Below are 25,237 nucleotides of genomic sequence, written 5' to 3'. Positions count from 1 at the left end.
TGCCCGGAACCGGCCCGGAACCCGGACCGCCGACGCTCCCGATTCGGGGCATCGCCACGCGCGTCCCGGTTCGGTTGAAAGCTGCACGTTTTCGCATCTCGTGACGGATGTCACAGGACTTCCGGCCGAGTGCGGCACGATGTGCCCGGTCCCGGATCGCGGACCGGTTCAGAGCACCCGAAAACCTCTGCGTACCAGCGCAAACGAGGAGTCGTTCGAGGCGGGCCACGAACGGTCCCGCAAGTTACCGATGGGTGTTACTGCACAGTACCGGCCGCGCCCTCACGCGCGATGCCCCCTCCCGCGCCCCGCTCCCGACCGAAAGTCCCTGCGCCCGAGAGGCAGTGGGAGACTGCGGCCGAGGAGGCGCAGCGAGACCTTCCACCGGGAGGCGAAACGTGACAAACCCTCATGTTTCCTCCATGCTGTTATCCGAACGGAGCCTTCACCCTGGGGGACGTGACCGCCGCAACCGGTGGCCGTAGCTGCGAAGATCTGTTCGAAACGGTCCTTCGGACACCGCGGATGCTGCCCGGTGGATCGACGACGAACACGCATGCCCATGCCAACCACGAGGAGCCGACCGCTACATGTTCCCGCTCGCGCCGCCAACACGAGACGTGGAACGTAGGACCGGTTAGTTTGTCCTCCTCATTGGGGTGGAGCTTCGAGACGCGCGCCCGATGCGTGCACAAACCATGGAGAACGGTGGCAACGAGTATGTTCAAGCGGATCGCAGTGGTCAATCGCGGTGAGGCGGCCGTACGCCTCATCCGGGCAGTCCGGGAGCTCAACTCCGAGCACGGCTACGACATCAGGACGATCGCTCTGCACACCGACGCCGAACGACGGGCGATGTTCGTCCGTCAGGCCGACGAAGGAGTGACCCTCCGCCCGTCGACCACGGCGGCGACCCCCTACCTCGATCACGCCGAACTCGAGCGCGCTCTGCTCGAGGCGAAAGCCGACGCCGTCTGGGTCGGCTGGGGTTTCGTCGCCGAGGACCCTGCCTTCGCCGAGCTCTGCGCCCGCCTCGGCATCACCTTCATCGGTCCCTCGGCCGACGCCATGCGTCTGCTCGGCGACAAGGTCGAGGCGAAGATCCTCGCCGAGAAGGTCGGCGTTCCCGTCGCACCGTGGTCCGGGGGACCGGTCGAGTCCCGCGCCGACGCCCGCCGCCACGCGCAGGCCATCGGCTATCCGCTGATCATCAAGGCCCGCTCCGGCGGCGGCGGCCGCGGCATCCGCAAGGTCTATGCGGAGGACGAGCTCGAACTCGCCCTCGAACGCACCCAGGGTGAGGCCGAGCGTTCCTTCGGTGACCCCGTCGTGTTCATCGAGCGTCTCGTCACCGACGCGCGCCACGTCGAGGTCCAGATCATCGCCGACAAGCATGGCAACGTGTGGGCCCCGGGGGTGCGCGACTGCTCGATCCAGCGCAAGAACCAGAAGGTCATCGAGGAGTCGGCCTCTCCCCTGCTCACCAAGGAGCAGTCGGACCACCTGCGCGCGGTCTCCGCGGATCTCGTCCGCGCGGCCGGATACGCCGGTGCCGGCACCGTCGAGTACCTCTACCAGCCCGACCTGAAGATCTTCACCTTCCTCGAGGTCAACACCCGCCTCCAGGTCGAGCACCCCATCACCGAGGCCACGACCGGCATCGACCTCGTCAAGCTGCAGATCCTCGTCGCCTCCGGCGAGAAGCTGCCCGGCGAGTGCCCCGGCGAGTTCGGGCACGCCGTCGAAGCCCGTCTGAACGCCGAGGACGCTGCCAACGGCTTCGCACCCGCTCCCGGCACCGTGCAGTTGCTCAAGTTCCCGCTCGGGTCCGGCCTGCGCGTCGATACCGGCATCGCCCAGGGCGACGTCATCCCGCCCGACTACGACTCGATGGTCGCCAAGATCATCGCGTGGGGCCGCGACCGTGACGAGGCGCTCGCCCGCCTGCGCACCGCTCTGCGCGAGACCACCGTCGTCCTCGACGGCGGCACGACGACCAAGTCGTTCCTGCTCGATCTGCTCGATCGCCCCGAGGTGATCGACGCCTCCGCCGACACCGGCTGGCTCGACCGCACCGGCGCCGGCACCGAGACCGGACCGTCCAAGGTCGCCGACGTCGCACTCATCGCGACCGCTGTCGACGTCTACGACACCGACGAGGCCCGCGAACGCGCCGCCTTCCTCGCCTCCGCCCGCGGTGGCCGCCCGCGCGCCGGCCACACCGTCGGACGCAAGGTCGAACTGAGCTACCAGGGACAGGCCTACGAACTCGTCGTCGGACAGGTCGGTCCGCACCGCTACCGGGTCGACACCGGCACCTCCGAGTTCGACGTCGACGTCGAGCGGCTCGGCGCCTACGAGTCGCGTCTGACCGTCGGCGGCCACCGCCACAACGTGGTGTCGATCGCCGGTCCCGCCCACTTCCTCGTCGAGGTCGACGGCATCAGCCACCAGATCAGCCAGGACGAGGCCGGTGTGGTGCGCACACCCGCCCCCGCCGTGGTGGTCGCGGTCCCCGTCGCCGTCGGTGACGAGGTCGAGGCCGGTCAGACCCTCGTCGTGCTCGAGTCGATGAAGATGGAGACCGCGGTCCGCGCCCCCTTCGCCGGGAAGGTCCGCGAAATCCTGGCCGTCGTCAACGCCCAGGTCGACGCGGGTGCCCCGCTCCTGCGGGTCGACCAGATCGTCGAGGAGGTCGTCACCGAAGCCGTCGAGCGGGTGGAGTTCGCCGCACCGGCGCCCTCGCTGAGCGACGACGTCGCCGCCGACGCCCTTGCCCGCCTCGACTCGCTGGCCGCGCTGGTCACCGGATACGACGTGTCCGCCAAGCGCACCGCGGCCCTGATCGCCGACTACGAGCAGCTCTCCGGCGCCGTCGACTCGTGCGATATCGTCCGCGCCGAACTGGCGCTGCTCACGACGTTCGCCGACGTGTGCGAACTGTCGCGCAACCGCCCGACCGAGGACGAGAAGAACAGCGACGATCGGGTGCACAGCCCCCGCGAGTTCTTCCACGGTTACCTGCAGTCGCTCGACGTCGAGGTCGGAGGGCTGCCCGACAGCTTCCGTGCTCGCCTCGCACGGGCCCTGCGGCACTACGACGTCCTCGAACTCGATCGCACCCCGGATCTCGAGGAGGCCGTCTACCGGCTGTTCCTCGCACTCGAGCGCATCGAAGCCCATGTTCCCGTGGTCACTGCGCTGCTCGACCGCTGGATCGAACGCGACGACACCGAGGTGGGCATCTCCCACGAACTCAACGAGGTCCTCGACCGTCTGATCGTCGCGACCCAGGTCCGGTTCCCCGTCATCGGTGACACCGCCCGCAACCTGCGATACCGCTACTTCGAGGAACCCGTGATCCGCAAGGCCCGCGAGCAGGTCTACGACGGGGTCCGCGGTTCGCTCGCGTACCTCGCCGAGCATGCGCAGGCGGCGGACTACGCGCAGCGCATCGAGTCGCTGGTCGCTACCCCCGAGCCGCTGATCGACCTTCTCGCACAGCAGATCACGCGTCCCGAGACCGTTCCGGGTCCGTTGCTCGAGGTCATCACCCGACGGGCGTACAAGATCCGCACCCTCGAGGACGTCTGCTCGTGCACGGTCGCCGGGCACCAGTTCGTCACCGGCAACTTCGATCTGCGCGGCACCCGTCTGTACCTGATCTCCGCGGAGGCACCGCACGCCGAGTTCGCCTCGCTGCTCGCCGCCGTCGAGGAGTCGGCGGCATCGGTTCCCGACACGAAGAACCTGGTGATCGACCTGTATCTCGCGTGGGACGACGCTCCGGCCGATGCCGACGCCCAGGCGGACGCGCTGCGCACCGCACTCGCCGCCCGCACGGTGACGGGTGCGGCCCGACGCGTGACCGTGACAGTCTGCCACACCGACACCGCCGAAGAGCACGTGTTCACCTTCCGCCCCTACGAGACCGGATACGCGGAGGAGACCAACATCCGCGACATCCACCCGCTCACGGGTCAGCGTCTGGATCTGTGGCGTCTGAAGAACTTCGACGGCACCCGCCTGCCCGCCAATCCGGACACCTACCTGTATCACCTGGTGTCGCAGGACAATCCGTCCGACGAGCGATTCATCGCGCTGGCCGAGGTGCGCGACCTGACGCCGCAGCGCGACGAGACCGGCAGGATCGTCGGACTTCCGGCCTTCGAACGCGCACTGGCCGGTTCGCTCGACGGCATGCGCCGCGCCCAGGCGAACCGCGGTGGGCGACGTCTCGACGCGAACCGCGTGGTGCTCTACGTGTGGCCCGTCGTCGATCTCGACATGGAGGACCTGCGCCGCATCGGCAACAACGCCGCGCCGCTGACCGTGGGTGCCGGCCTGGAGGAGATCACCGTCATCGGTTCGTGGCGCGAGCGCCACGACGAGCCGGTACGTGAGGTCGCTCTGCGCTTCTCGTACCGGTCCGGCGCCGGCGTCATCGTGCGGGTCACCGAGCCTCCGAAGGAGCCGCTGCAGCCGCTCGACGAGTACACCCAGAAGGTGCAGCGCTCGCGCGCCCGCGGCACCGTCTACCCGTACGAGCTGATCCCGCTGCTCACCGGCGGCGACGGCAGCTTCGTCGAATACGATTTCGACGAGCAGGGCGCACTCGTGCCGGTGGACCGCCCCTACGGCCGTAACACCGCCGGTCTGATCGTCGGCGTCGTCGACACCCCCACCCCGCGCTATCCCGAGGGCATGAAGCGCGTCGCGTTGTTCGGTGATCCCACCAAGGCGCTGGGCACCGTCGCGGAAGCGGAATGTTCCCGCGTGGTCGCCGCGATCGATCTCGCCGAAAGCCTCGGCGCCCCCGTCGAGTGGTTCGCCCTGTCGTCCGGCGCGACGATCTCGATGGGTTCGGGCACCGAGAACATGGACTGGGTGTCGCGCGGTCTGCGTCGCATCATCACGTTCACGCAGGACGGCGGCGAGATCAACGTCGTGGTCACCGGCATCAACGTCGGCGCGCAGCCGTACTGGAACGCCGAGGCGACGATGCTCATGCACACCAAGGGCATCCTCGTCATGACTCCGGACAGTGCCATGGTGCTCACCGGCAAGCAGTCGCTCGACTACTCGGGTGGCGTCTCCGCCGAGGACAACTTCGGTATCGGCGGATACGACCGCGTCATGGGCCCCAACGGCCAGGCGCAGTACTGGGCCCCCAACCTCAGCGCTGCCATCGAGACGCTGTTCGCGCACTACGCCCACGCCTACGTCGCACCGGGCGAGCGCTTCCCGCGCAAGGCCGTGTCCGCCGACCCGGTGGACCGGAACGTGTGCGTGTACCCGCACGTGCATCCGTCCAGCGATTTCACCACCGTCGGCGACATCTTCTCGTCCGAGACCAACCCGGATCGCAAGAAGCCGTTCGACATCCGCACGGTGATGCGCTCCGTGGTCGACCAGGACCACGCGGTGCTCGAACGGTGGGCCGACATGGCCGACGCCGACACCTCGGTCGTGTTCGACGCGCATCTCGGCGGTATCCCCGTCAGCGTCATCGGTATCGAGTCCCGCGCGATCCCGCGCAAGGGCTGGTTCCCCGCCGACGGACCGGATCAGTGGACGTCGGGCACGCTGTTCCCGAAGTCGTCGAAGAAGACGGCGCGGGCGATCAACGCGGCGAGCGGCAATCGTCCGCTCGTGGTGCTCGCCAACCTGTCGGGCTTCGACGGCTCCCCCGAGTCGCTGCGCAACCTGCAGCTCGAGTACGGCGCCGAGATCGGCCGGGCCATCGTCAACTTCGACGGTCCGATCGTGTTCGTCGTGGTCTCCCGCTACCACGGTGGTGCTTTCGTGGTGTTCTCGGGCGCACTGAACGAGAACATGGAAGTCCTCGCCGTGGAGGGTTCGTTCGCCTCCGTGCTCGGTGGCGCTCCCGCGGCAGCGGTCGTCTTCACCCGCGACGTCAACAAGCGCACCGCGAGCGATCCGCGGGTCGTGGAACTCGAAGCCCAGCTACGGGCCGCGGAGGACGGCGACAAGGCGCGTCTGGGTGTCGAACTCACCGCGCTGCGTACCGCGGTCCGGTCGGAGAAGCTCGGTGAGGTGGCGGCCGAGTTCGAGGCGATCCACAACATCCAGCGCGCGCAGCAGGTCGGGTCCGTGGACGCGATCGTGCCGGCGGTCGAGCTGCGGCCGCAGATCATCGCGGCCGTCGAGCGCGGCATGGCACGCACGCTCGCGTAACCCACGCAGACGGATCGAGACCCCACCGGGACACTTCCGGTGGGGTCTCGTCGTCGTGGGGGCCGGAGCGATGCTACGAGGTCGTCATTCGAGACGCGTACGGATCCACTCGACCAGGATCCGGGCCACCTCGTGCGGCGCCTCCGGCACGAGGGCGTGCCCACAACCCGGCACGACGGCCGTGGAGACGAGTTCGCTCCCGAACTCGTCGACGAGCTCACCTCGGGTCTCCGCGGGCCGGAAGACGTCCTCTTCCGCCTGTACGTCGAGCAGAGGTGACGACGCCACGGTCCACCACGATTCCTTGTCCGTCGCGGCCATCGCGGCCCGCTGCGACACGATCGCCTCGGGCCACCACCCGTCGAGCCACACCGCCGGATCGTGCCCTTCGGCGAAGAAGACGTCGCGCAGGTGCACGAGCCGTTCGCCGTCGGGAAGCGACAGGTCGGAGCACTTGGCGACACGCTCGGTCAGCGAAGCCGGGAATCGGCGGGCACCGGCGGCGAGCACGGCGACCCCCCGGACGAGGTCGGGCCGGTCGGCGGCGAGTACCCGGGCCACGTAATGCCCGAATGCGTGGCCGGCCACCACGGCGGGTGCGGCGTCGAAGTTCTCGATGACGCCGGCGACGTCGCCGGCGAGGTCGTGGAGGTCGAGGCCGGCCATGGGCCCGCGGCTGCTTCCGATACCTCGGGGTTGCGGTCGCAGAGCGGCGAATCCGGCTGCCGCGAGATCGCCGGCAATGGGATCGAATTCGTAGGAGTCGCGTCCCAGGGAAGGAAGCAGGACGACCGCCGGCCCTTCCCCGTCGACACGCACCTCGAGCTCCGCCACGGGTGTTTCGACAAGACGAGTGCTGCTCACGGGGCCATCCTCTCACCGCCGGACGAGCTGTGCTTCGACACAATCACCCACGGTAGTGTCGAGGATCACACCGGCACGGGGTGTGGCTCGTTCTCGAACGGGGAATGCCGAGAGGCGCACGGCCGGCCGGACTCGAGCGGCACGCAGTGCGCCCTCCCCGAGCAATGGCCGGCGGCAATCCCCCCGGCCGAGCATCGCCTCCGAATCGATTGTGCCGAAACACATTTCGGAACATCTCGTGAAGACCGATCACGTTCACGCCATGTGCACACAGTTGTGGCCGACTCCCCGGTAACACGGTGTGCCATTCCGGAACGGCCCGATTCGTGCAGGCTGTACGTCCAGGTCGGCTACGGACATTCAGCATGTTCGTACTGTGAGGTAACCCCGCATGAACTACATATCCCGTTGTCGCACAACATTTTTCAAGACATTCGGACAAATTGCCGAAATTCGAAGCTCGAATTGTTCCTGGTGACAACATGTTCGACGTGATGCATGATTGTTTCCGCAGGGAGATACGAGCCAACGAGGGCTCGTTTCACGGGGACACGCGTTCGAGTCAGGGGGATTCGAAACGTGCTCCTCCACAGGGAAATCAATGCGCAGGGGGCGTTTGTGCGACGTCGGCGACCAGCCGCGCCCGTCGCCCCCTCGCACAGCGAGGAGATCAGCATGACCAGCACCATCGAACCCACCTCACAGATCGCTGCCGGCGGAAACAAGCTCCGCGGACGCGTCGCCTTCGTCACCGGCGGCACGCGCGGCATCGGAGCGGCGATCAGCCGCAGCCTGGCGAGCCAGGGCGCCACCGTCGCCGCAGGTTACGGACGTAACACCGCTCAGGCGGACCAGTTCCTCGCAGACCTGAACGACAACGGCCGCAAGGACGTCCGCTACTCGGTGCATCGCGGCGACGTCGCCGACGCCGACGACTGCCGGCGCACGATCGACGAGGTCATCGCCACACACGGCCGCCTGGACATCCTGGTCAACAACGCGGGCATCACCATCGACCGCACGGTGCTGAAGATGCAGGACGAGGACTGGGACACCGTCCTCGGGGTGAACCTCTCGGGCGCGTTCTACCTGGCACAGGCAGCACTGCGGCACATGCTCGAGCGCGGCACCGGACGCATCGTCAACGTCTCCTCCGTCATCGGTGAGACCGGAAACATCGGTCAGGCCAACTACGCGGCGTCGAAGGCCGGTCTGTTCGGCCTCACCAAGACCCTCGCCAAGGAAGCGGCCTTCTACCTGGCCAAGAACGACAAGCTGGACCCGAACGGCATCGGCGTCACCGTCAACACCGTCACCCCGGGCTTCGTCGCCACCGAGATGGTCGAAGCCATCCCCGAGAAGGTGCTCGCGCGCATCACGGACACCATCCCCGTGAAGCGACTCGCCGACCCCCAGGAGATCGCCCGGGTCGTGCACTTCCTCGCCGCAGACGCCTCCTCGTACATCACCGGTCAGGTGTGGGGTGTCAACGGCGGGCTGGACATGTGATCCGGCTTTCCCACCACAACTTCGAATCGAACGGTCCCTCTCGCACATGCAGCCCTTCGAGCTCAACCGGCACGGCCGAATCGTCTTTCCCTCCAATTTCGTTCCCGAACTCGACTTCTCCACGCTGAGCAGCGTCGAACATCTCGACGCCGTCATCCGCCGCGACTTCGACACCAAGGCACCCACGGTCTCGGAGATCCTCGCCCGGCACGAACTGGGTAATTACGGTTCGAAGTTCGAGATCATGCGGGACATGGCCCTCAACGTGTTCTGGGCCGACCGCTTCGCCCTGATGATGTTCGAGCGGCGGGTCACCCGCTGGGGCGACGTGCCCCGTAACCGTGACGACGTCTACATGCCCCGCCTGACTCCCTGGCCCGAGGCCGAGGAGCGGTTGGGGGCCGTCGAGGAGGCCTACCGCTCGCTCCCCCGTGCCTGGGACAGCGCCGCGGAGGATCACATCTTCGACCGGCTCTTCGCGGTCTTCGGCTCGCGACGTCATTTCGCCGGCGACCTGCCGAGCGTCAAACCCACTGTTGCGCAGCTGCTCTCCGATCCGGAGAACATCACCCTGCGTATCCGCCACTACGATCCGAACCACCCCGTGTTCGGATACGACGAGATCCTCGACTGCCACGAGGACGTCGCCGAACTCGAGGCCCTGAGCCGGTGGTCGATGGTGCTGCACAACCAGCAGCCCTGGGACGGAAACGAAATCGAACTCGCCCGGGTGGCGGATCTGAAGGACGACGACTACGTCGTGGTTTCGCACCCACGCAATCGTGAGGTGCAGCGGTTCATCAACCGGGTCGCCTCCGGGAAGACCCGCAAGGCCACCTCGTTCACGCGGCACGAACCGGTTGCCCCGTCGACGCCCTACCCGGCCGTCGACGTGCGCTCGGAGTTCCCGGTCGCACCGCGCATCGATGCGATCGCGGTGGCCCACGGCGATCAGGTGTGCACCAACGAGGACCTGATCCGGAACACCGCCTACAACTGGTCGCCGATGTCGGCCGACGAGATCACGGCGAAGACCGGGATCGAACAGCGCCGGTACACCTCGGGGACCTTCGAGGAACTGGCCCTGATCGCGGCGAAGCAGGCGGTCGCCCACGCCGGTATCGGTCCGCAGGACATCGGCGCGGTCATCACCTGCACGTGCACGAGCGGACGGCTGATCCCGTCGCTCGCCACGTGGATCTCGGGTGAACTCGGTATCGGCCAGACCCATGCCTCGTTCGACCTCATCGCGGCGTGCGCGGGCATGCCCTACGGCCTGGCCGAGGCGACCCGCATCCTGCAGCAGGTGAAACGTCCCGTCCTCGTGGTGTGCGTCGAGAAGTTCTCGGACAAGATCGGCAACGTCCGGCCGTCCCGCATGATCTTCGGTGACGGTGCCGCGGCGATCGTCGTCTCGCCCGCCGCCGAGGGCGATGCCCCCGATCTCGAGTTCTTCAACAGCTACGCGAGCGGTCCGACGAGCGAGGTCAACTCGATCATCTGGCCGAACCCGGACTTCGACAACTTCATCACGGTCTACGGACCGGAGGTGAAGACGCTTGCCGGTCGTTACCTGGCGCAGATGCTCGACGAGATCAAGGCCATCCCCTCCCCCGACGACGCCGAGCGGTCGCTGCTCGACGACATCGATCTCATCGTTCCCCACCAGGCGAACAAGACGATGGTCATCGAGCTCGCCGCGAACGCGGGACTCTCGGCCGACCGGTTGTACTTCAACATCGAGAAGGTCGGCAACACATCGTCGGCGAGCATCCCGCTCGCGATCCACGACGCCGTCCGCGACGGGGTGATCACCGAACCGGTGCGCATATTCGCCCCCGGCTTCGGTGCGGGAGCGGTGGCGGGTTACACCGTCATGCGGATCGACCCGAAGGTGGTCGTGCCGTTCGAGACGACGGACGCCGGCTGACCGGCGTACGACAAGACATCCGGGCCGTCCCCCGGCAGGTCCGGAGAACATCGGTCCGCTCGCGACATCCGGTCGCGGGCGGACCGATCGTCGTCTGTCACCCGGCGACGTAACACGCGCGGCGCTCAATCCGACATTCCGTTCGAATCCGGCACATCGGATCCTGACGAAGTACAGAAAGGCCTCGCGCATGAAGTTCCGCCGCATTGTCGCTGCGACGCTGGGGTGTGTGGCCCTGACGGTCACCGCGCCCTCGACCGCAGGTGCCTTCCCTCTCGTGGACCTGCTCCCGAAGGGCATCGCCGATCTCGTCCCGAGCGGGTCGTTCAACCCGTTCGCGCCTCCGCCGGCACCTGCCCCGGCTCCCCCCGCCGCGCCCGCGCCCCAGGCCGCCCCGCCTCCCCAGGCGGCTCCGGCTCCCCGTCCGGCTCCGGCCGCACCGAGTGGCGGATTCCAGAACTGCACCGAGGCGTGGAACGCCGGCGCGGCTCCGGTCCACCGCAACGACCCCGGCTACGCGCCTCGACTCGACCGCGACAACGACGGGATCGGGTGCGAGCGGGATCCGCGCTGACCGGTCCGTGCAGTAGACGGGCGAAGGCTCTTCCATCCCCGGGGATGGAAGAGCCTTCGTGGTTCGTACGTGCAGGAATCTCAGAGCCAGCGCGGCGGCCTGAGTTCTCCGCCGGTGACGCCGACGGCGCCGCGACCGGCCGCCCAGCGGACGACACCGGCGAGATCGCCTCGGACGGTGTGGGTGGTCTCGGCGTCGCCGTTCACGCGGACCGCCTCGCGTCCCTCGACCTCGAGCGCGATGCCCGCGCCGAGATCCTTCTTGCGCCACATTCCGACGATGTCGTCGAGCAGCGAGTCGAGGATGATGGGCGGGAAGTCGCCGAAGCGACCACCGTTGTCGAGATCGACCGCGTGGATCCACACTTCGCGCGTGCGCATCCAGGCGGTCTCCTCGGCCGGCACGAGCCGGCCCTGCGCAGTGCGCACCTGCGCCTGCCACGCAGTCTCCGGCAGCTGCCGCCACTTCTCGTCGAGACGGGCAACTGTGTGTGAGAACAGGTTCCGCAGAGCAGGGGGATTCAGCGTCGCGCCCTCGGCGATCTCCTGCGCCCGTTGCTCGGTGGAGGAGTACATCGGTGTCTCGACACCGGTCGCCGCCCAGTCCATGAGCCGGCACAGCGCTGCGGCGTTGTAGCCGATGTGCGCGACGAGATGCCGGCGCGCCCACCCTTCGAGCAGGGTGGGACCGTCGAGTTCGTCGTCGGTCAGCTCGGCCAGGCGCTGAGACAGGTAGGCCGTGCCCCGCCGGGCGATAAGGAGTCGCTCGGACAGGTCAAGATCGTTGAATCCCACGGTCGGCTTCTCCTACTTGATGATCGTCTTGTTCCGGACGGTGCCGAGGCCCTCGATGGTGACCTCGCAGACCTCGCCGTTGCCGATGTAGCGCGCGGGCTTTCGGGCGTGGCCGACACCGCCGGTCGTGCCGGTGATGATGACGTCGCCGGGCTGCAGGGTGACGATGTGCGAGATGTAGTCGACGAGCTTGGCCGGGGTGAACACCAGGTCGTTGGTGTTCGACGACTGCATGACCTCGCCCTCGAGGCGGGTCTCGATGGCGGTGCCGAGCTGGTAGTCGGTGTCGAGGAAGGGACCGAAGCCGCTGGTCTTCTCGAAGGTCTTGCCCTGATCCCATTGCAGCGTGCGGTACTGGTAGTCGCGCATCGTGTAGTCGTTGATCACGGAGTAGCCGGCGAGGTACTCGGCGGCGTCGGCCTCGGAGACCTGGTAGGCCTGCTTGCCGATGACCACGGCGAGCTCGGCTTCCCAGTCGAGCTGCGAGCTCGCGTAGGCGGGAACGACCACGTCGTCGTAGGGGCCGGTGAGGGCTTCCTTGAACTTCGAGAACAGGGTCGGGTACTCCGGCAGGTCACGGCCCATCTCCTTGATGTGGGTCGCGTAGTTCAGGCCGACGCACACGATCTTGCCCGGGGCGGGGACGACCGGGGCGTAGTCGGCGGAGCCGAGGTCGACGGTCTTTCCGGATGCCTGCTCGGCGACCGACTTCCAGTTCGCATCGGCGAGCAGCGCGGACAGGTCGGCGTAGCCGTCGATGACGGTGGCGCTGGAGTCGCTGTCGACACGGACGGCGGCGGTGCCGCCGTCGAGGCGGAGGGTGGCGAGACGCATGGGGTTCAGGCTCCTTCGGAGATGATGGTGCGGTTGAAGTGCAGACGTTCGACGATCGGCGCGTCGGAGAAGGCGAAGAGATCGACACCCTTGTCGGTCTCGAGCGACCACTCGACCCAGGATGGGACGACGATCATGTCGCCCTTGGTGACGTCGTGGCTCTTGTCTGCGAGATGGAAGCGGCCCTCACCGTCGAAGACCTGGAAGACCACGGATCCGACGTCGCGGCGGGCGCGGGTGTGCGCGCCGGCGCGCAGTCGGTGGAACTCGGCGCGGATCGTCGGCATGACGTCGCCACCGGTGGTGGGGTTGGTGTAGCGGACGGCGGCGTGGCCGGGTTCCGGGGTGGCGGCGTAACCCTCGTCCTCGAGGGCGAGCTGCTCGTTCAGCGCGCGGTCGGTGTGCTCCCAGCGGTAGCACGCGATCGGCGAGCTGGTCTTGCGGTCGAGGCCCACGAGCGGGCGCAGACCGGGGTGGACCCACAGTCGCTCGGACCGGGAGATGTCCGGGGTGCCCTCGTCGGTGAGACCGTCGGAGCCGAACTCGAAGAAGCCGGTGTCGGTGTAGTGCACGAAGGGGATGTCGAGGCCGTCGATCCACGCCATCGGCCGATCGGTCTCGTTGTGGTGGCCGTGGAAGTTCCAGCCCGGGGTGAGCAGGAAGTCGCCGCGGCGCATGGCGACCGGGTCGCCGTTGACCACGGTCCACACGCCCTCGCCCTCGACGACGAAGCGGAAGGCGTTCTGGGAGTGCCGGTGCTCGGGAGCGGTTTCCTTCGGGCCGAGATACTGGATCGCCGCCCACAGCGTGGGGGTGACGTACGGGACACCGCCGAGGCCCGGGTTCGCGAGCGCGATGGCGCGACGCTCACCGCCGCGGCCGACCGGCACGAGATCTCCGGCGCGCTGGGCCAGCGGGTACAGCGTCGACCACTGCCAGACGAAGGGGACGGCCTTGGACGTCGGGACCATCGGCATCAGGTCGCCGATCTGCGTCCACAACGGGTTGAGGTGTTCGGTCTCGAAGTCGTCGTACAGCTTCTGGAGCTCGGGATCGACAGGCTCGGTGGCAGTCATGAAATCTCCTTGTCCGGCTTTGTCTCCAAAGTAGGGGCGCCGGAACCGAGGAATCCATCTATTTCTGCAGAGTGGAATTCGAGACGTCCGGCCCGGCGATATCTGCGACGTCGACCTCGATGCCCCGCACCGCCGCCTGCATCTGCGCGACCAGCCTTCCGCGCAGATGCTGCCGGTAGCGGGTGACCGGTACGGCCACCGTGAGGGCACCGAGCGCAGCACCCCGACCGTTGCGGATCGCCACTCCGATCGCAGCGATACCCTCCTCCGTCTGCTCGACGTTGACCGCGAAACCCAGGTTGCGTGCCGCCTCGAGTTCGTGCGCGAACTCCTCGAACTCCCCGATGGCCATCCGGCGGTCGGTCTCGTAGGCGGGGCTCTGCCCCTTGCTGATGTGGGGCTCGTCCGCGGGTCGCAGGTAGAGCTGCTCGAGGACCGTGCGGGGAAGCTCGGCCAGCAGGATGCGTCCGCCCGCGGTGAGCTCGGCGGGAAGCACCTGACCTCGGCGATCGCCCACACGCAGGATCGACGCTGCCTCCGCCGTCCACAGGAAGCGCGCCTGCGATCCCACCCGGATCACGAGGTTGACGGTCTCGTCGGCGAGCGTGGCGAGGGCCTCCATGTGCGGGCGGCAGAGGTCGGTGAAGTCCCGTGTCCACCCCTGACTCGCCGGACCGACGCCGAGCGCCGGCCCCGGGTGGTACATCCGTTTCTCGTCCTGCACTGCGAAGCCCCGGTAGACGAGCATCGCCAGCAGACGGTGCGCGGTGGACGGCGCCGTGCCGAGTTCCGCGGCCGCATCCTTGAGCCGGATCGCACCCGCATCGCGGAGCAACTGCAGCAGCCGCAACGCGTTGTCGACGGACCCGAGCATGTACGTCGGCTTGCGGATCGTGCCCATCGGCTTGTTCTGCATAGCAGAACTTTATTGCATCGCCGGGCGGCACACGCCCACCGTTGAAGAATGCATCTCCCGAACGGGGCTTCACCGACACGGGCCGGAGGCAACATCACGCTCCCCCGTGCTCACGTCATGGCGGTGATCGTCTGCTGGCTGTTCGTCGTTTTCGACGGCTACGACCTCATCGTCTACGGCAACGTCATATCCAGCCTCCAAGGCGAGTGGGGCATCAGCGCCTCCACCGCCGGCACCCTCGGAAGCCTCGCGTTCGTGGGCATGATGATCGGCGCGGTCCTCGCCGGCCGACTCTCCGACGCGATCGGACGCAAGAACGCCGTCATCGGTTGCGTCGTCGTCCTCTCCGTCTTCACCGCCCTGTGCGCGGTGGCGCCCGGGCCCGTGATCTTCGGTCTCCTGCGCCTCGTCGCCGGCATCGGACTCGGCGGACTCGTACCGACCTCGAACGCCCTCGCCGCCGAACTGGTGCCGGACAAGTGGCGCGCCGCGGTCGCGACGATGATGATGTCGGGCGTCCCGATCGGCGGCTCGATCGCCGCTCTCGTGGGCATCCCGGTGATCCCCAACTGGGGCTGGCGCCCGATGTTCGCGTTCGCACTGATCCCGCTGCTCGTCCTCGTCCCGCTGGCGATCAAGGTGCTGCCGAAGCACGCTGTCTCGAACAGCCATCCGGACAACTCCGCAGGTGGTTTCAAGGAACTGCTCGGTTCCCGTTTCCGCACCATCAGCATCATGTTCGCGGCAGTCACTGTCGTGACGCTGCTCGCCTGGTACGGCCTCGGCACCTGGCTGCCCAAGCTCATGCAGGGCGAGGGCACCGATCTCGGCAACGCCCTCACGTTCTCCCTGGCCCTGAACCTCGGCGCGGTCGCCGGTTCGTTCATCACCGCCTGGGGCGGCGTCCGCTGGGGTTCGGTCCCCACCAGCATCGTCGCCGCGCTCATCGCCGGCGTCGCCCTGCTGACCCTCCTGCTCGACCCGCCGGTCGCCGCGGTCTACCTGATCTTCGTCCTCGCCGGTGTGGGCACCCACGGCACGCAGGCACTGATCATCGCCGCGGTCGCGTCCTACTATCCCGACCACCTGCGCGGCACCGCCCTCGGCTTGACACTCGGCGTCGGACGTATCGGCGCCGTCGCGGCACCGCAGATCGGTGGCTGGTTGCTCGCCGCCGGCCTCGGTGCCAACTCCAACTTCGTGCTCTTCGGTGTCAGCGCCCTGATCTCGTCGCTGCTGCTGACGGTGATCTGGAAGAAGTTCCCCGCACGTCACGATTCGCTTCGCCCGATCTCCATGCACTGATCGCGGACCCCGTCTCCCCTGCTTCACACGACCCGAAGGAGTGTCATGTCCGACCTGAAGGACGCACGAGTTCTCATTGCCGGCGGCGGCATCGGCGGCGTCGCCAACGCCCTCGCTCTCGCGCAGAAGGGCGCCCAGGTCACGCTGTTCGAGCGCGCTCCCGAGTTCGGCGAGGTGGGCGCGGGCCTTCAGATCGGCCCGCACGGTTCGCGGATCCTGCAGTCACTCGGTGTGTACGACGAGGTCATCGCGAAGGGCGTGCTGCCCAAAAACCTCGTCTTCCGTGATGCCGTGACCGCGGAGATCCTCACCAAGATCGACCTCGGACACGACTACCAGCAGCACTACGGCGGCGTGTACTTCGTAGTGCACCGCTCCGATCTGCACTCCGTGCTCGTCGAAGCGGCCCGCAAGGCCGGCGCCGATCTGCGGACGAACTCCACGGTCACCGACGTGGTCACCGAGGGCGACACCGTGCGGGTCGTGCTCGAGAACGGCGAGGAGCACGTCGGCGACGTCGCGCTCGGGATGGACGGGCTGCACTCGCGTCTGCGCCCGAAGCTCTCCGACGACAAGCCCGTCGGCTCGGGTTACGTCGCCTTCCGCGGCACCTTCCCGATGAACGAGGTTCCGCTCGAGGAAGAGATCGAGGACGTCGTCGGTTACATCGGCCCGCGCTGCCACTTCATCCAGTACCCGCTGCGTCAGGGCGAGATGCTCAACCAGGTCGCGGTGTTCCAGTCCCCGGCCTTCCTCCGCGGTGAGGAGATGTGGGGCAGCCCCGAGGAACTCGCCCACGCTTACGACCACTGCCACGAGAGCGTGCAGGCCGCACTGAAGTACCTGTGGACCGATCGCTGGTGGCCGATGTTCGACCGCAACCCCATCGACAACTGGGTCGACGGCCGGATGATCCTGCTCGGCGACGCCGCGCATCCGCCGCTGCAGTACCTCGCATCCGGTGCCGTCATGGCGCTCGAGGACGCCCGGCGCCTCGCCGACTACGCGGCCGAGGATCTGCAGGGCGATACGAAGAACTGGCCGAAGATCCTCCAGGACGTCAATGCCGAACGCGCACCGCGCTGCAACCGCATCCTCACCACCGGCCGTATGTGGGGCGATCTGTGGCATCTCGACGGTGCCGGTCGCGAGGCCCGCAACGAGCTGTTCCGCATCCGCGACACGTCGAGCTACAAGTACACCGACTGGCTCTGGGGCTACAGCTCCGACCGCAACCGCTGAGCGGCGATCACGCTAGGCGAGCGCTGATCACACAGCGGCGCAGAGTAATTCGTCACTTTCCGGACAATGCCGTCCCCAATCCGCGGATCGGGGACGGCATTCGCCGTATATGCGGCGTTCGTCCCGCGCCCAAGGGTGTCCGAACGTCCGTGACCAGCACATAATGAAAATATGACCGCGGCACGGCAGACGTCGATGCTCCGCAGGGAGGTTCGGGACATCGCTCTCGGAACCGCCGATCCCGCCGAGTTCCGGCACGCCGTCCTCGACACGATCCGGCGGCGCATCCGCTACGACATCGGATGCGTCGCCCTCGTCGATCCGGCGAGCATGATGTTCACGGGCGTAACCATGCTCGATGCCGACGACCCCTCCGGTCGCGCTGCTGAGACGGTGGCGCACATCGAGTACGGCACGTCGTGTTTCGCGAACACCTACGGCAGGCTCGCCCGGACACGAACCGGTGTCCAGACGATCCGCGAGGCCCTCGACTGCGACATCCGCGATGCCCTGCCCTACAACGAAATCCTCGAACCTCAGGGGATGGACGACGAAGTGCGACTCGTCTTTCGGGGTCGCGACTGCCGCGTCTGGGGCGGAGGCACTCTCATGCGCGGTCCCGGCCGTCGCTTCGACGCCGAGGAGGTGGCGACGCTCGCGGGATGCGTGAGCGAGATCGGTGACGGACTCCGGTTGTCGCTGTTGCGCGGATCCCCTCTACTCGCATCCGACGAATCGCTTGCCGGTTCCGGACCGGCGGTCGTGGTCGTGGGAGCGGACAACGAGATCGAATCGGCCACTCCCCAGGCGACGGAGTATCTCGAGCGTCTCGGCTACGAAGGTTCCTTCATGCTCCCCGCCGTGGTGATCGCTGTTCGATTCCGATACGAGGGCACGGCAGCGCGTGCCGTACGTGCCCGCACGCAGGACGGTCAGTGGCTCGTCCTCAGGGCCGGGTCGCTGGACGGCCGAGGAGAATCGGCCCGGATCGTCGTCGCCATCGAACCCGCACAACCTGCTCAGCTCGTGGCCCTCACGGCCGCGCTCCACGGCCTCACCGAGCGAGAGACCGATGTCCTCGCGCACGTTCTCGCGGGAGAATCACGCACCGAGGTCGCACGTGGACTGTTCATCAGTCCGTACACCGTGCAGGACCATCTGAAGAGCATCTATGCGAAGACCGGTGTGGGCAGCCGTCAGGAACTCGTCGCACGGTTGTTCTTCACCCACTGTCTCCCCCGGATCGGTACGACGGTCGGACCGGACGGGTGGTTCGTCGAGAAGCCGGACCCGAAACACGTCCCGGTCGATGCGCAGCGGAAGAGGTGAAACGTGGCACGCATCCTGATCGTCACGTTGGAGGGTGGCGGGAACTACCCACCCGAAGCAGCGCTCGGACGCGAGTTGCATCGCCGCGGACACCACGTGCGGGTGCTCGGACACGAATCGCAACGGAAGGTCGCGGAGGACGCCGGTCTCGTCTTCTGCAGCTATCGTCACTCACCGACCTGGACCCCGCACGTCGAGCTGAGCACTGCGAAGGTGCTGACCATGGCCCTCGCCATGACGACGGACGCCGCGGTCGCCCGGGACGTTCACGACGAGATCACCAGGGAACCGACCGATCTGGTGATCGTCGACTGCATGTTGTTCAACGCCCAGGACGCGGCGGCGCGCACCGGAGTGCCGCACGTAGTGCTGTTCCACACCTTCTTCTCCGCATTCGACGGTTCGTTCCGTCACGGGCCGTTCGGGATCGGCGCGCGTCTGCGCGGCCTGGGTCCGAAGCGGCTGTGGGAGCAGGCCGACATGCGGTTGGTGTGCTCGGATCGGGTGCTCGACCCGGCCGGGCGGCGGCACACGAACGGTTCGCTGATCTGGACGGGTGCTATCCACGACGCGAAGGCCGCCGCGGTCGGACGAACACCGCCGCGAGTACTCGTCAGCCTGAGCACGGCGGGTTTCCCGGGCCAGCGCCGTACCTACCAGAGCATCTTCGATGCGGCGGCGGAGATGGACGCCGAGTTCGTCGTCACCACCGGACCTGCGATCGATCCCACCGGATTGCGCGTACCGCCCAATGCGGCCGTCCACCGGTACGTTCCGCACCACGAGCTGATGCCGACCTGCTCGGTGGTCGTGGGGCACGGCGGGCATGCGACGGCCTTCCGGGCACTGGCCCACGGTCTTCCGATGCTGATCATGCCCATGTCCGCAGTGACGGATCAGGCGATGATCGGTCGCGAGGTGGCGAAGGCCGGTGCGGGCATCCGCCTCCGGAAGACCGCGTCGCCCGAGCAGGTGCGCGCTGCCCTGAACAGTCTGCTGACCGAGGACGGGTATCGCACGGCGGCAGGGGAACTCGGCGCTCGGCTCCGGCGTGTCGACGGGGCATCGGCAGCGGCCGATCGAGTTCTGACGCTCGTCGACCACTGACGAACAGACCACTGACGAGTGCACGCGAAGCGACCGGCACCCCCTGACAGGTGCCGGTCGGGACTTCACGTCACCCTTCGTCCGCATCCCCCTCCTCCAGGAGCTGTTTCGCGTGTTCGAGGTTGTTCCGCACATCGCGTGCGTAGGGTTTCTCCACCACGGGCTGAGTGAATCTGCCGAAGAAGCTTCCGACGTCCTCGGTGTCCTGGTGGAAGGTGACGCGGGTTCCCGTCTCCACCGGCGCGAAGCGATAGACGGTCTCGTACCGGATCGGGCTCTTCACGCTGCGGCGGTGCTGGGCTCTGCCGGGCTCGACCCGAGCCAGTTCCTCGGTGAGTTCGATTTTCCGTCCGGCGACCTTGACGATGGCACGCGCGAGCGATCCCTCCTTGCCGCCTTCACCCGAGACCAGTTCGTAGTCCATCACATTCGTCATGTACACCGGAGCGCTCTCCGGGTCGGCGAAGAACGCGAAGACCTCGTCGACAGGTTTGTCGATGACGACGGATTCCTCGGTTACGGGCATGACATTCCTCCGTTCGGATTGATTTCGCTGAACGATTCCTGTGTCTCCGCAGGGTTCTCACGGACATCGCGATCAGGACGCCTGACGCGGAACCATCCCTTCGAGGGCGATGTCGTATTCCTGTGCCTGCTCGTCGAATCCGACGCTGTAGACGGTGGGATAGTAGGCCGAGTGCTGATAGGCGGCCGGCAACTTGATCTGTTCGCGGATCGCCGGACGTGTGAGCAGCCACTCCCGTGTCATCATCGGTTCCATGAATGTGTAGTCGCCGTCCCACGATCCGTTGATGAAGGTCTCGGTGAAGTTGTAGACGCCGGGGACCATTCCCTCCGTGACGTCGAGCCAGTGCACACCCATGAGCGGCACCGCCAACTGGGAGGCGAGCATGCCCGGCGGGGTCACGTAATCGACGGGCATGTACTTCGGGTCCGGAAGCCGTGCCGCGCGGTCGGCGTAATCGGGTGTGGCAGGGTCGATCCGTTCGATCGACGCCATGTCGGTCATGTAGAAGTGCACGTCGAAATGCGGCTTGCCGAACAGCACGGTCGGGTCGTGTCCACGCGGATTCCAGTTCAACATGACGTGGTCGAACACCGTGTCGGACGCCTGAACGGGCAGGTGCAGCATGTACATCCCGTCGGCATCGGGCAGTCCGTCGAGGACAGTCGGCGAGAGACGGATGCCGACAGCGGTCGGAGCGCCGTTCGCGTCGAGGGTGGCATACGCACGCGCAGTTCCGTCGCCGACGCTCACGGCCTGACCGAAATGCAGGTGGGCAGGAGCGGGCACCGCCGAGGCCACGCCTGCCATCGCCACGGCGAGGCAGGTCGCCACGAGCAGAGCAATGGAACGACGTGATCGATATTTCTTCATGGTGATATCCGATCGACGAGGGTTCTCGATGAACCCCTCTCTTCCGTGAATTCAGTGTCGGCCGGGGTCGGGTGCCTCGACCATCCCTCACTCGGGGGATTTCGCCGAGTGTTCCGGTCAGAACTGCTTCGAACAGTGCCGTTTCCCCTACCCGGATCGTGCTCGTCGGCGAGGCGTCGCGGCATATACTCGCCGAACTGCAGGCGGACGTCACGATCCGCGGAGAACAGGGAGCGGTCCTCGAGTATGCGCAATCTTCGCGTCGCGGTGGTCGGTGGGGGCATCATCGGTGCCGCGACCGCCCGGCAACTCGCCCTCTCGGACGCCGACGTCACACTGTTCGAGAAGGAGGACCGGCTCGCCGCGCATCAGACGGGGCACAACAGCGGCGTCGTCCACGCCGGCCTCTACTACACGCCCGGCAGCCTCAAGGCGCGGTTGTGCAGGCGCGGGGTGGAGTTGTTGCAGACGTTCACCACGGACAAGGGTCTGCCCTACGACGAATGCGGCAAGGTCGTCGTCGCCCTCGACGAATCGGAACTCGGCCGGCTCGACGCGATCTTCTCGCGGGCCACGGCGAACGGGGTCCCCGGCATCAGGCGCATCGGTGCCGACGAGATCACCGCGATCGAACCGCACGCCGTCGGGATCGCAGCCCTGCACTCCCCGCACACGGCGATCATCGATTTCGTCGCCGTCACCCGCGCGCTCGCAGACGACGTCGTCGCCGCGGGTGGCACGGTGCGGACCGGTACCGCCGTGACGGCGATCCGCGAGGCGGGCGAGCAGATCGTTGTCGATGTCACGGGCGATCAGTTGGCCTTCGACCTGGTGATCACGTGCGCGGGGCTGCAGTCCGACCGCCTCGCCCACACCTCGGGCGACACCCGCGATCCGCGGATCGTCCCGTTCCTCGGCGACTACCTGCTGCTCGAACCCGACGCGGCGGCGAAGGTGCGCGGGTTGATCTATCCGGTGCCCGACCCCCGCTATCCGTTCCTCGGTGTGCATCTCACCCGCCGGATCGACGGTGAGGTGATGGTGGGACCCAACGCCTTCCTCTCCCCCGGCCGCGAGGCCTATAGCGGCGGGCGCGGATCGTGGCGGGATCTGCTCGATGCCGTCGCCTGGCCCGGTTTCTGGCGGTTCGCCGCCCACAACCTGCCCGCAGCGGGCCGGGAACTGCGCACCGCGAGCAGCACTCGGCGGTTCGTCGCCGATGCGGCCGCGTACATGCCCGGGCTGACCGTCGACGACGTGCGGCCGGGTCCGCGCGGCATCCGCGCCCAGGCGATGAACTCCGACGGAGGTCTCGAGGACGACTTCGTCGTCACCGGGCACGGACGGGTCGTGCACCTGCGCAACGCCCCGTCGCCCGGGGCCACCTCGTCGATGGCGATCGCGGAGTATCTCGTCGACTGCGCACTCGAACGCATCGCCTGATCGGGTCACCCGGCGGCGGACGTCACGGTTCGCGGTGACCGGTTCCGGGCATGCTGCACGGGAACCACTTCATCGTAAGGAGGTCTCCATGGCACGAATCGCACTCTTCGGAGGACACGGCAAGGTCGCGTTGCATCTCGAGCGGCTGCTGGCCGATGCCGGTCACGAGACCAGTGCATTCATCCGCAATCCCGATCACGCCGACGATGTCCGCGCTGCCGGTGGCACGCCCGTCGTCGCCGACGTCGAGAAGATGGACATCGCCGAGATCACCGAGCTGCTGCGCGGCCACGACGCGGTGGTCTGGTCTGCAGGCGCGGGCGGAGGGAATCCCGAACGCACCTACGCGGTGGATCGCGACGCGGCGATCGCCTCGATGACCGCCGCGCAGGAGGCCGGGGTCCGCCGGTACGTGATGGTGTCGTACTTCGGAGCCCGCCCCGACCACGGCGTCCCCGAGGACAACAGCTTCTACGCCTATGCCGAGGCCAAGTCGGCCGCGGACACCCATCTGCGGGGCACCGACCTCGACTGGACGATCCTCGGTCCGAGCGCGCTGACCCTCGATCCGCCCACGGGCCGCATCCAGATCGAAGGGCACGGGGCGAGAGACAAGGGGCAGGTCTCGCGCGCCGACGTCGCGGCCGTCGCCGCAGCGGTACTCGAGCGCCCGGAGACGGTGGGTCGCACCATCGAGTTCGACAACGGTGACGTCCCGATCGACGAGGCACTCGACGCGCTGAGGTAGTTCCCCGTCCAGCAGTCCGCCCCCGGTAGCAGGGGGCAACCGGGGGCGGACATACGAGCGATCCGATCACTCAGGCCTGCGGGGCGAGTTCCTCCACGCGCAGCGGCGAGGTGTCCGCGGCGGCCGCGATGGCCTCCTCGAACTGCCGGCGGTCGACCTGCGAGCCGAGCACCAGCGCGAGTCGTGTCAGAAAGCCCTCGCGGTCGTCCTCGGCGGCCTGATCCAGGGCAGTCGACAGGCCGAGCCAGACGTTCTCGCGACGCTGGTCGTCCTCGGTGACCTGCTCGGCAGGCCGGGCCGGGAGTTCCGCGCCCGCCGGAGCGGCACCGGAGCGCAGGGACGCCGCGACACCGTCCAGGTCGGCGACCGGCACACGGCACAGCAGCAGACCGTCGGGGCGGACTACGAAGGCCTCACCGGCCGTCGCGCCGAGTGCCTCGACGAGGTCGGGCGCGTCGAGGAGTGTCACACCGTCCACCTCTGCGCTGTCGACGGCGAGGGTTGCGACCCTCTCGGGTGCGAGCGCCTGCGCCAGGCCGTTCGCGGCGTTCGCGAGGGCGGCCGAGCCCGCTGCGTCGAGGCCGACACCGAGCACGGCGAATCCGGTTCCGCGCGCGTCGTTCAGCGACGTCTCGCGACCGGCGATGCGGATCCGGCGGTCCTCGACGGGATCGCCCGGGAGCACACCTTCGGTGCCGGGGGCGACCGACCAGGTCAGCGGCGACAGGCGGGCGTGCGTGGCGCTGGACTGACGCGGGTTGATCAGGTGCCCGAACTCGGGGCGTCCCACGGCGAGCGCGAGGATCGCGTCACGCGTGGTGCGGTAGCCGTGGCTGCCGGGGCTCATGATGAGCGTGGACTTGCCGGCGTTGGCGACGTTCTGCTCCCACGCGTTGTGGCGTTCGAACGAGTACGCCTTCAGCAGGGCGGGTTCGGCGTTGCCGTTCACGACCGCGGCGAGTTGCCACGCGAGGGTCTCGGCGTCCTCCATGCCCGAGTTGAGCCCGCGCACACCGAAGATCGGCACGAGATGGGCCGCGTCACCGGCGAAGAGGAGACGGTCGTGGGTGAACTCGTCGAGGGCGAGCGCGCGGGCGCTGTAGAAGCCCTTCCACTCGAGGGTCCACGGCAGGTCGTTCTGCAGCCAGTCGAGGTGCTTGGCGATGCGGGCGCGGATCGCCTCCTCCTGCGTCTCGATCTCGGCGTCCTCGGACGGGTCGAGCTGGTAGTCGATGCGCCAGATGTTGCCGGGCTGCTTGTGCATGATGATCGTCGAGCCGGGATTGCTCGGCGGGTCGAACCAGACCATGCGCTCCGCGGGGAGATCGGACTCCCAGTGGATGTCGGCGATGACGTAGCGGCCCTCGTAGCTGGTGCCCTGCAGACGCAGGCCCGCGAGTTCGCGCATGCGGCTGCGGCCACCGTCGGCGGCGACGACCCAGCGTGCGCGCAGGTGCCGCTTGCCGGCGGCGGTGTCGACCTCGAGGGTGACCTCGTCCTCGCCGCGCAGGATCCCGGCGATCGGTGCCTGCCAGTGCAGGGTGATGAGCGGGTTCTGCTCGATGGTGTCGACCATGATCTGCTCGAACTCCGACTGGGAGACGTTGATCATGGGCGGGCGGACGTCGAAGTCACGCTGCGGCATCTGGAAGTGCAGGACCTGCTGGTCGCGGTAGAAGCTGCGACCGCCGACCCACGGCAGCACGATCTTCTCGAGTTCCTCGCCGAAGCCGAGGCGGGCGGCGGCCTCGAGGCTGTGGCGCGAGATGCAGATGGCGCGCGAGCCGAAGGACACCTGATCGGCGGCCTCGAGGATGGTGACGGGCACACCGCGCTGGGCCAGTCCGAGGGCGACGGCCATGCCGACCGGTCCGGCACCGACCACGACGACAGGAAGCGTCTCGTCGGCGGGAGTCATCGACTCGAACTCCGACGCGGGGTACTTGGGCGGCTGGTAGTAGGTCGACAT

At 67.7% G+C, this 25,237-nt stretch carries 18 protein-coding genes; 10 read left to right on the top strand and 8 right to left on the bottom strand.

What is annotated here, in order from left to right:
* Positions 1-720: 720 nt before the first annotated feature.
* Positions 721-6,198 (top strand): carboxyl transferase domain-containing protein, encoded by a 5,478-nt coding sequence (locus PV766_RS10965; protein WP_421097029.1) that lies wholly within the window; start codon positions 721-723, stop codon positions 6,196-6,198.
* Between the two features lie 84 nt (positions 6,199-6,282).
* Here PV766_RS10965 and PV766_RS10960 read toward each other — a convergent pair whose 3' ends face one another.
* Positions 6,283-7,062, bottom strand: coding sequence for an alpha/beta fold hydrolase (locus PV766_RS10960; RefSeq protein WP_421097022.1), 780 nt, complete (start codon positions 7,060-7,062; stop codon positions 6,283-6,285).
* Between the two features lie 675 nt (positions 7,063-7,737).
* Here PV766_RS10960 and PV766_RS10955 point away from each other — a divergent pair.
* The 3 genes from PV766_RS10955 (at position 7,738) to PV766_RS10945 (ending at position 11,075) form a co-directional block, all read left to right on the top strand.
* Entirely contained in the window at positions 7,738-8,571 is an 834-nt protein-coding gene (locus tag PV766_RS10955) for a 3-oxoacyl-ACP reductase family protein (RefSeq protein ID WP_129977602.1), read from the top strand.
* A 46-nt stretch (positions 8,572-8,617) separates the two neighbouring features.
* Positions 8,618-10,501: a ketoacyl-ACP synthase III gene (locus tag PV766_RS10950; protein ID WP_255162475.1), complete on the top strand. Its 1,884-nt coding sequence runs from the start codon at positions 8,618-8,620 to the stop codon at positions 10,499-10,501.
* A 190-nt stretch (positions 10,502-10,691) separates the two neighbouring features.
* A complete protein-coding gene (locus tag PV766_RS10945) occupies positions 10,692-11,075 on the top strand; it encodes an excalibur calcium-binding domain-containing protein (protein WP_115311422.1) in 384 nt (127 codons plus the stop codon).
* 80 nt (positions 11,076-11,155) lie between these two features.
* Here the strand turns inward: PV766_RS10945 and PV766_RS10940 are convergent, their stop codons facing one another.
* From PV766_RS10940 to PV766_RS10925, 4 genes are read right to left on the bottom strand one after another with little or no spacing between them, the layout of a single operon-like run.
* Positions 11,156-11,869: a maleylpyruvate isomerase family mycothiol-dependent enzyme gene (locus PV766_RS10940; protein ID WP_064065120.1), complete on the bottom strand. Its 714-nt coding sequence runs from the start codon at positions 11,867-11,869 to the stop codon at positions 11,156-11,158.
* Between the two features lie 12 nt (positions 11,870-11,881).
* Positions 11,882-12,703 (bottom strand): fumarylacetoacetate hydrolase family protein, encoded by an 822-nt coding sequence (locus PV766_RS10935; protein ID WP_421097021.1) that lies wholly within the window; start codon positions 12,701-12,703, stop codon positions 11,882-11,884.
* A gap of 5 nt (positions 12,704-12,708) precedes the next feature.
* Positions 12,709-13,779, bottom strand: coding sequence for a cupin domain-containing protein (locus PV766_RS10930; RefSeq protein WP_064065118.1), 1,071 nt, complete (start codon positions 13,777-13,779; stop codon positions 12,709-12,711).
* Positions 13,780-13,837: 58 nt separating this feature from the next.
* Positions 13,838-14,695, bottom strand: a complete 858-nt coding sequence (locus tag PV766_RS10925; protein ID WP_421097020.1) for an IclR family transcriptional regulator — start codon at positions 14,693-14,695, stop codon at positions 13,838-13,840.
* 48 nt (positions 14,696-14,743) lie between these two features.
* Here PV766_RS10925 and PV766_RS10920 point away from each other — a divergent pair, with 48 nt between their 5' ends.
* From PV766_RS10920 to PV766_RS10905, 4 genes are all read left to right on the top strand, one after another.
* Positions 14,744-16,000, top strand: coding sequence for an MFS transporter (locus tag PV766_RS10920; RefSeq protein WP_421097019.1), 1,257 nt, complete (start codon positions 14,744-14,746; stop codon positions 15,998-16,000).
* 45 nt (positions 16,001-16,045) lie between these two features.
* Positions 16,046-17,242, top strand: a complete 1,197-nt coding sequence (locus tag PV766_RS10915; protein ID WP_421097018.1) for an FAD-dependent monooxygenase — start codon at positions 16,046-16,048, stop codon at positions 17,240-17,242.
* 171 nt (positions 17,243-17,413) lie between these two features.
* Positions 17,414-18,571: a LuxR C-terminal-related transcriptional regulator gene (locus PV766_RS10910; RefSeq protein WP_421097017.1), complete on the top strand. Its 1,158-nt coding sequence runs from the start codon at positions 17,414-17,416 to the stop codon at positions 18,569-18,571.
* A 3-nt stretch (positions 18,572-18,574) separates the two neighbouring features.
* Positions 18,575-19,678, top strand: a complete 1,104-nt coding sequence (locus PV766_RS10905; RefSeq protein WP_064065114.1) for a glycosyltransferase — start codon at positions 18,575-18,577, stop codon at positions 19,676-19,678.
* A 70-nt stretch (positions 19,679-19,748) separates the two neighbouring features.
* Here PV766_RS10905 and PV766_RS10900 read toward each other — a convergent pair whose 3' ends face one another.
* Both PV766_RS10900 and PV766_RS10895 read right to left on the bottom strand, forming a co-directional pair.
* Positions 19,749-20,204 (bottom strand): SRPBCC family protein, encoded by a 456-nt coding sequence (locus PV766_RS10900; protein ID WP_421097016.1) that lies wholly within the window; start codon positions 20,202-20,204, stop codon positions 19,749-19,751.
* Positions 20,205-20,276: 72 nt separating this feature from the next.
* Positions 20,277-21,077, bottom strand: coding sequence for a DUF5602 domain-containing protein (locus PV766_RS10895; RefSeq protein WP_129977610.1), 801 nt, complete (start codon positions 21,075-21,077; stop codon positions 20,277-20,279).
* A gap of 246 nt (positions 21,078-21,323) precedes the next feature.
* Here PV766_RS10895 and lhgO point away from each other — a divergent pair, with 246 nt between their 5' ends.
* Positions 21,324-22,520, top strand: coding sequence for an L-2-hydroxyglutarate oxidase (lhgO, locus tag PV766_RS10890; RefSeq protein ID WP_421097015.1), 1,197 nt, complete (start codon positions 21,324-21,326; stop codon positions 22,518-22,520).
* 88 nt (positions 22,521-22,608) lie between these two features.
* Entirely contained in the window at positions 22,609-23,268 is a 660-nt protein-coding gene (locus PV766_RS10885; protein WP_421097014.1) for an SDR family oxidoreductase, read from the top strand.
* A 70-nt stretch (positions 23,269-23,338) separates the two neighbouring features.
* Here the strand turns inward: PV766_RS10885 and PV766_RS10880 are convergent, their stop codons facing one another.
* On the bottom strand, positions 23,339-25,237 hold the full coding sequence (locus tag PV766_RS10880) for an FAD-dependent monooxygenase (RefSeq protein ID WP_060651642.1): 1,899 nt from the start codon (positions 25,235-25,237) through the stop codon (positions 23,339-23,341).

The sequence above is a fragment of the Rhodococcus sp. As11 genome (assembly GCF_048957735.1).
Taxonomy (GTDB): Bacteria; Actinomycetota; Actinomycetes; order Mycobacteriales; family Mycobacteriaceae; genus Rhodococcus; species Rhodococcus gordoniae.
Note: the sequence above shows the minus strand (reverse complement) of the source record. Positions and strands in the feature narration are given on the sequence as shown.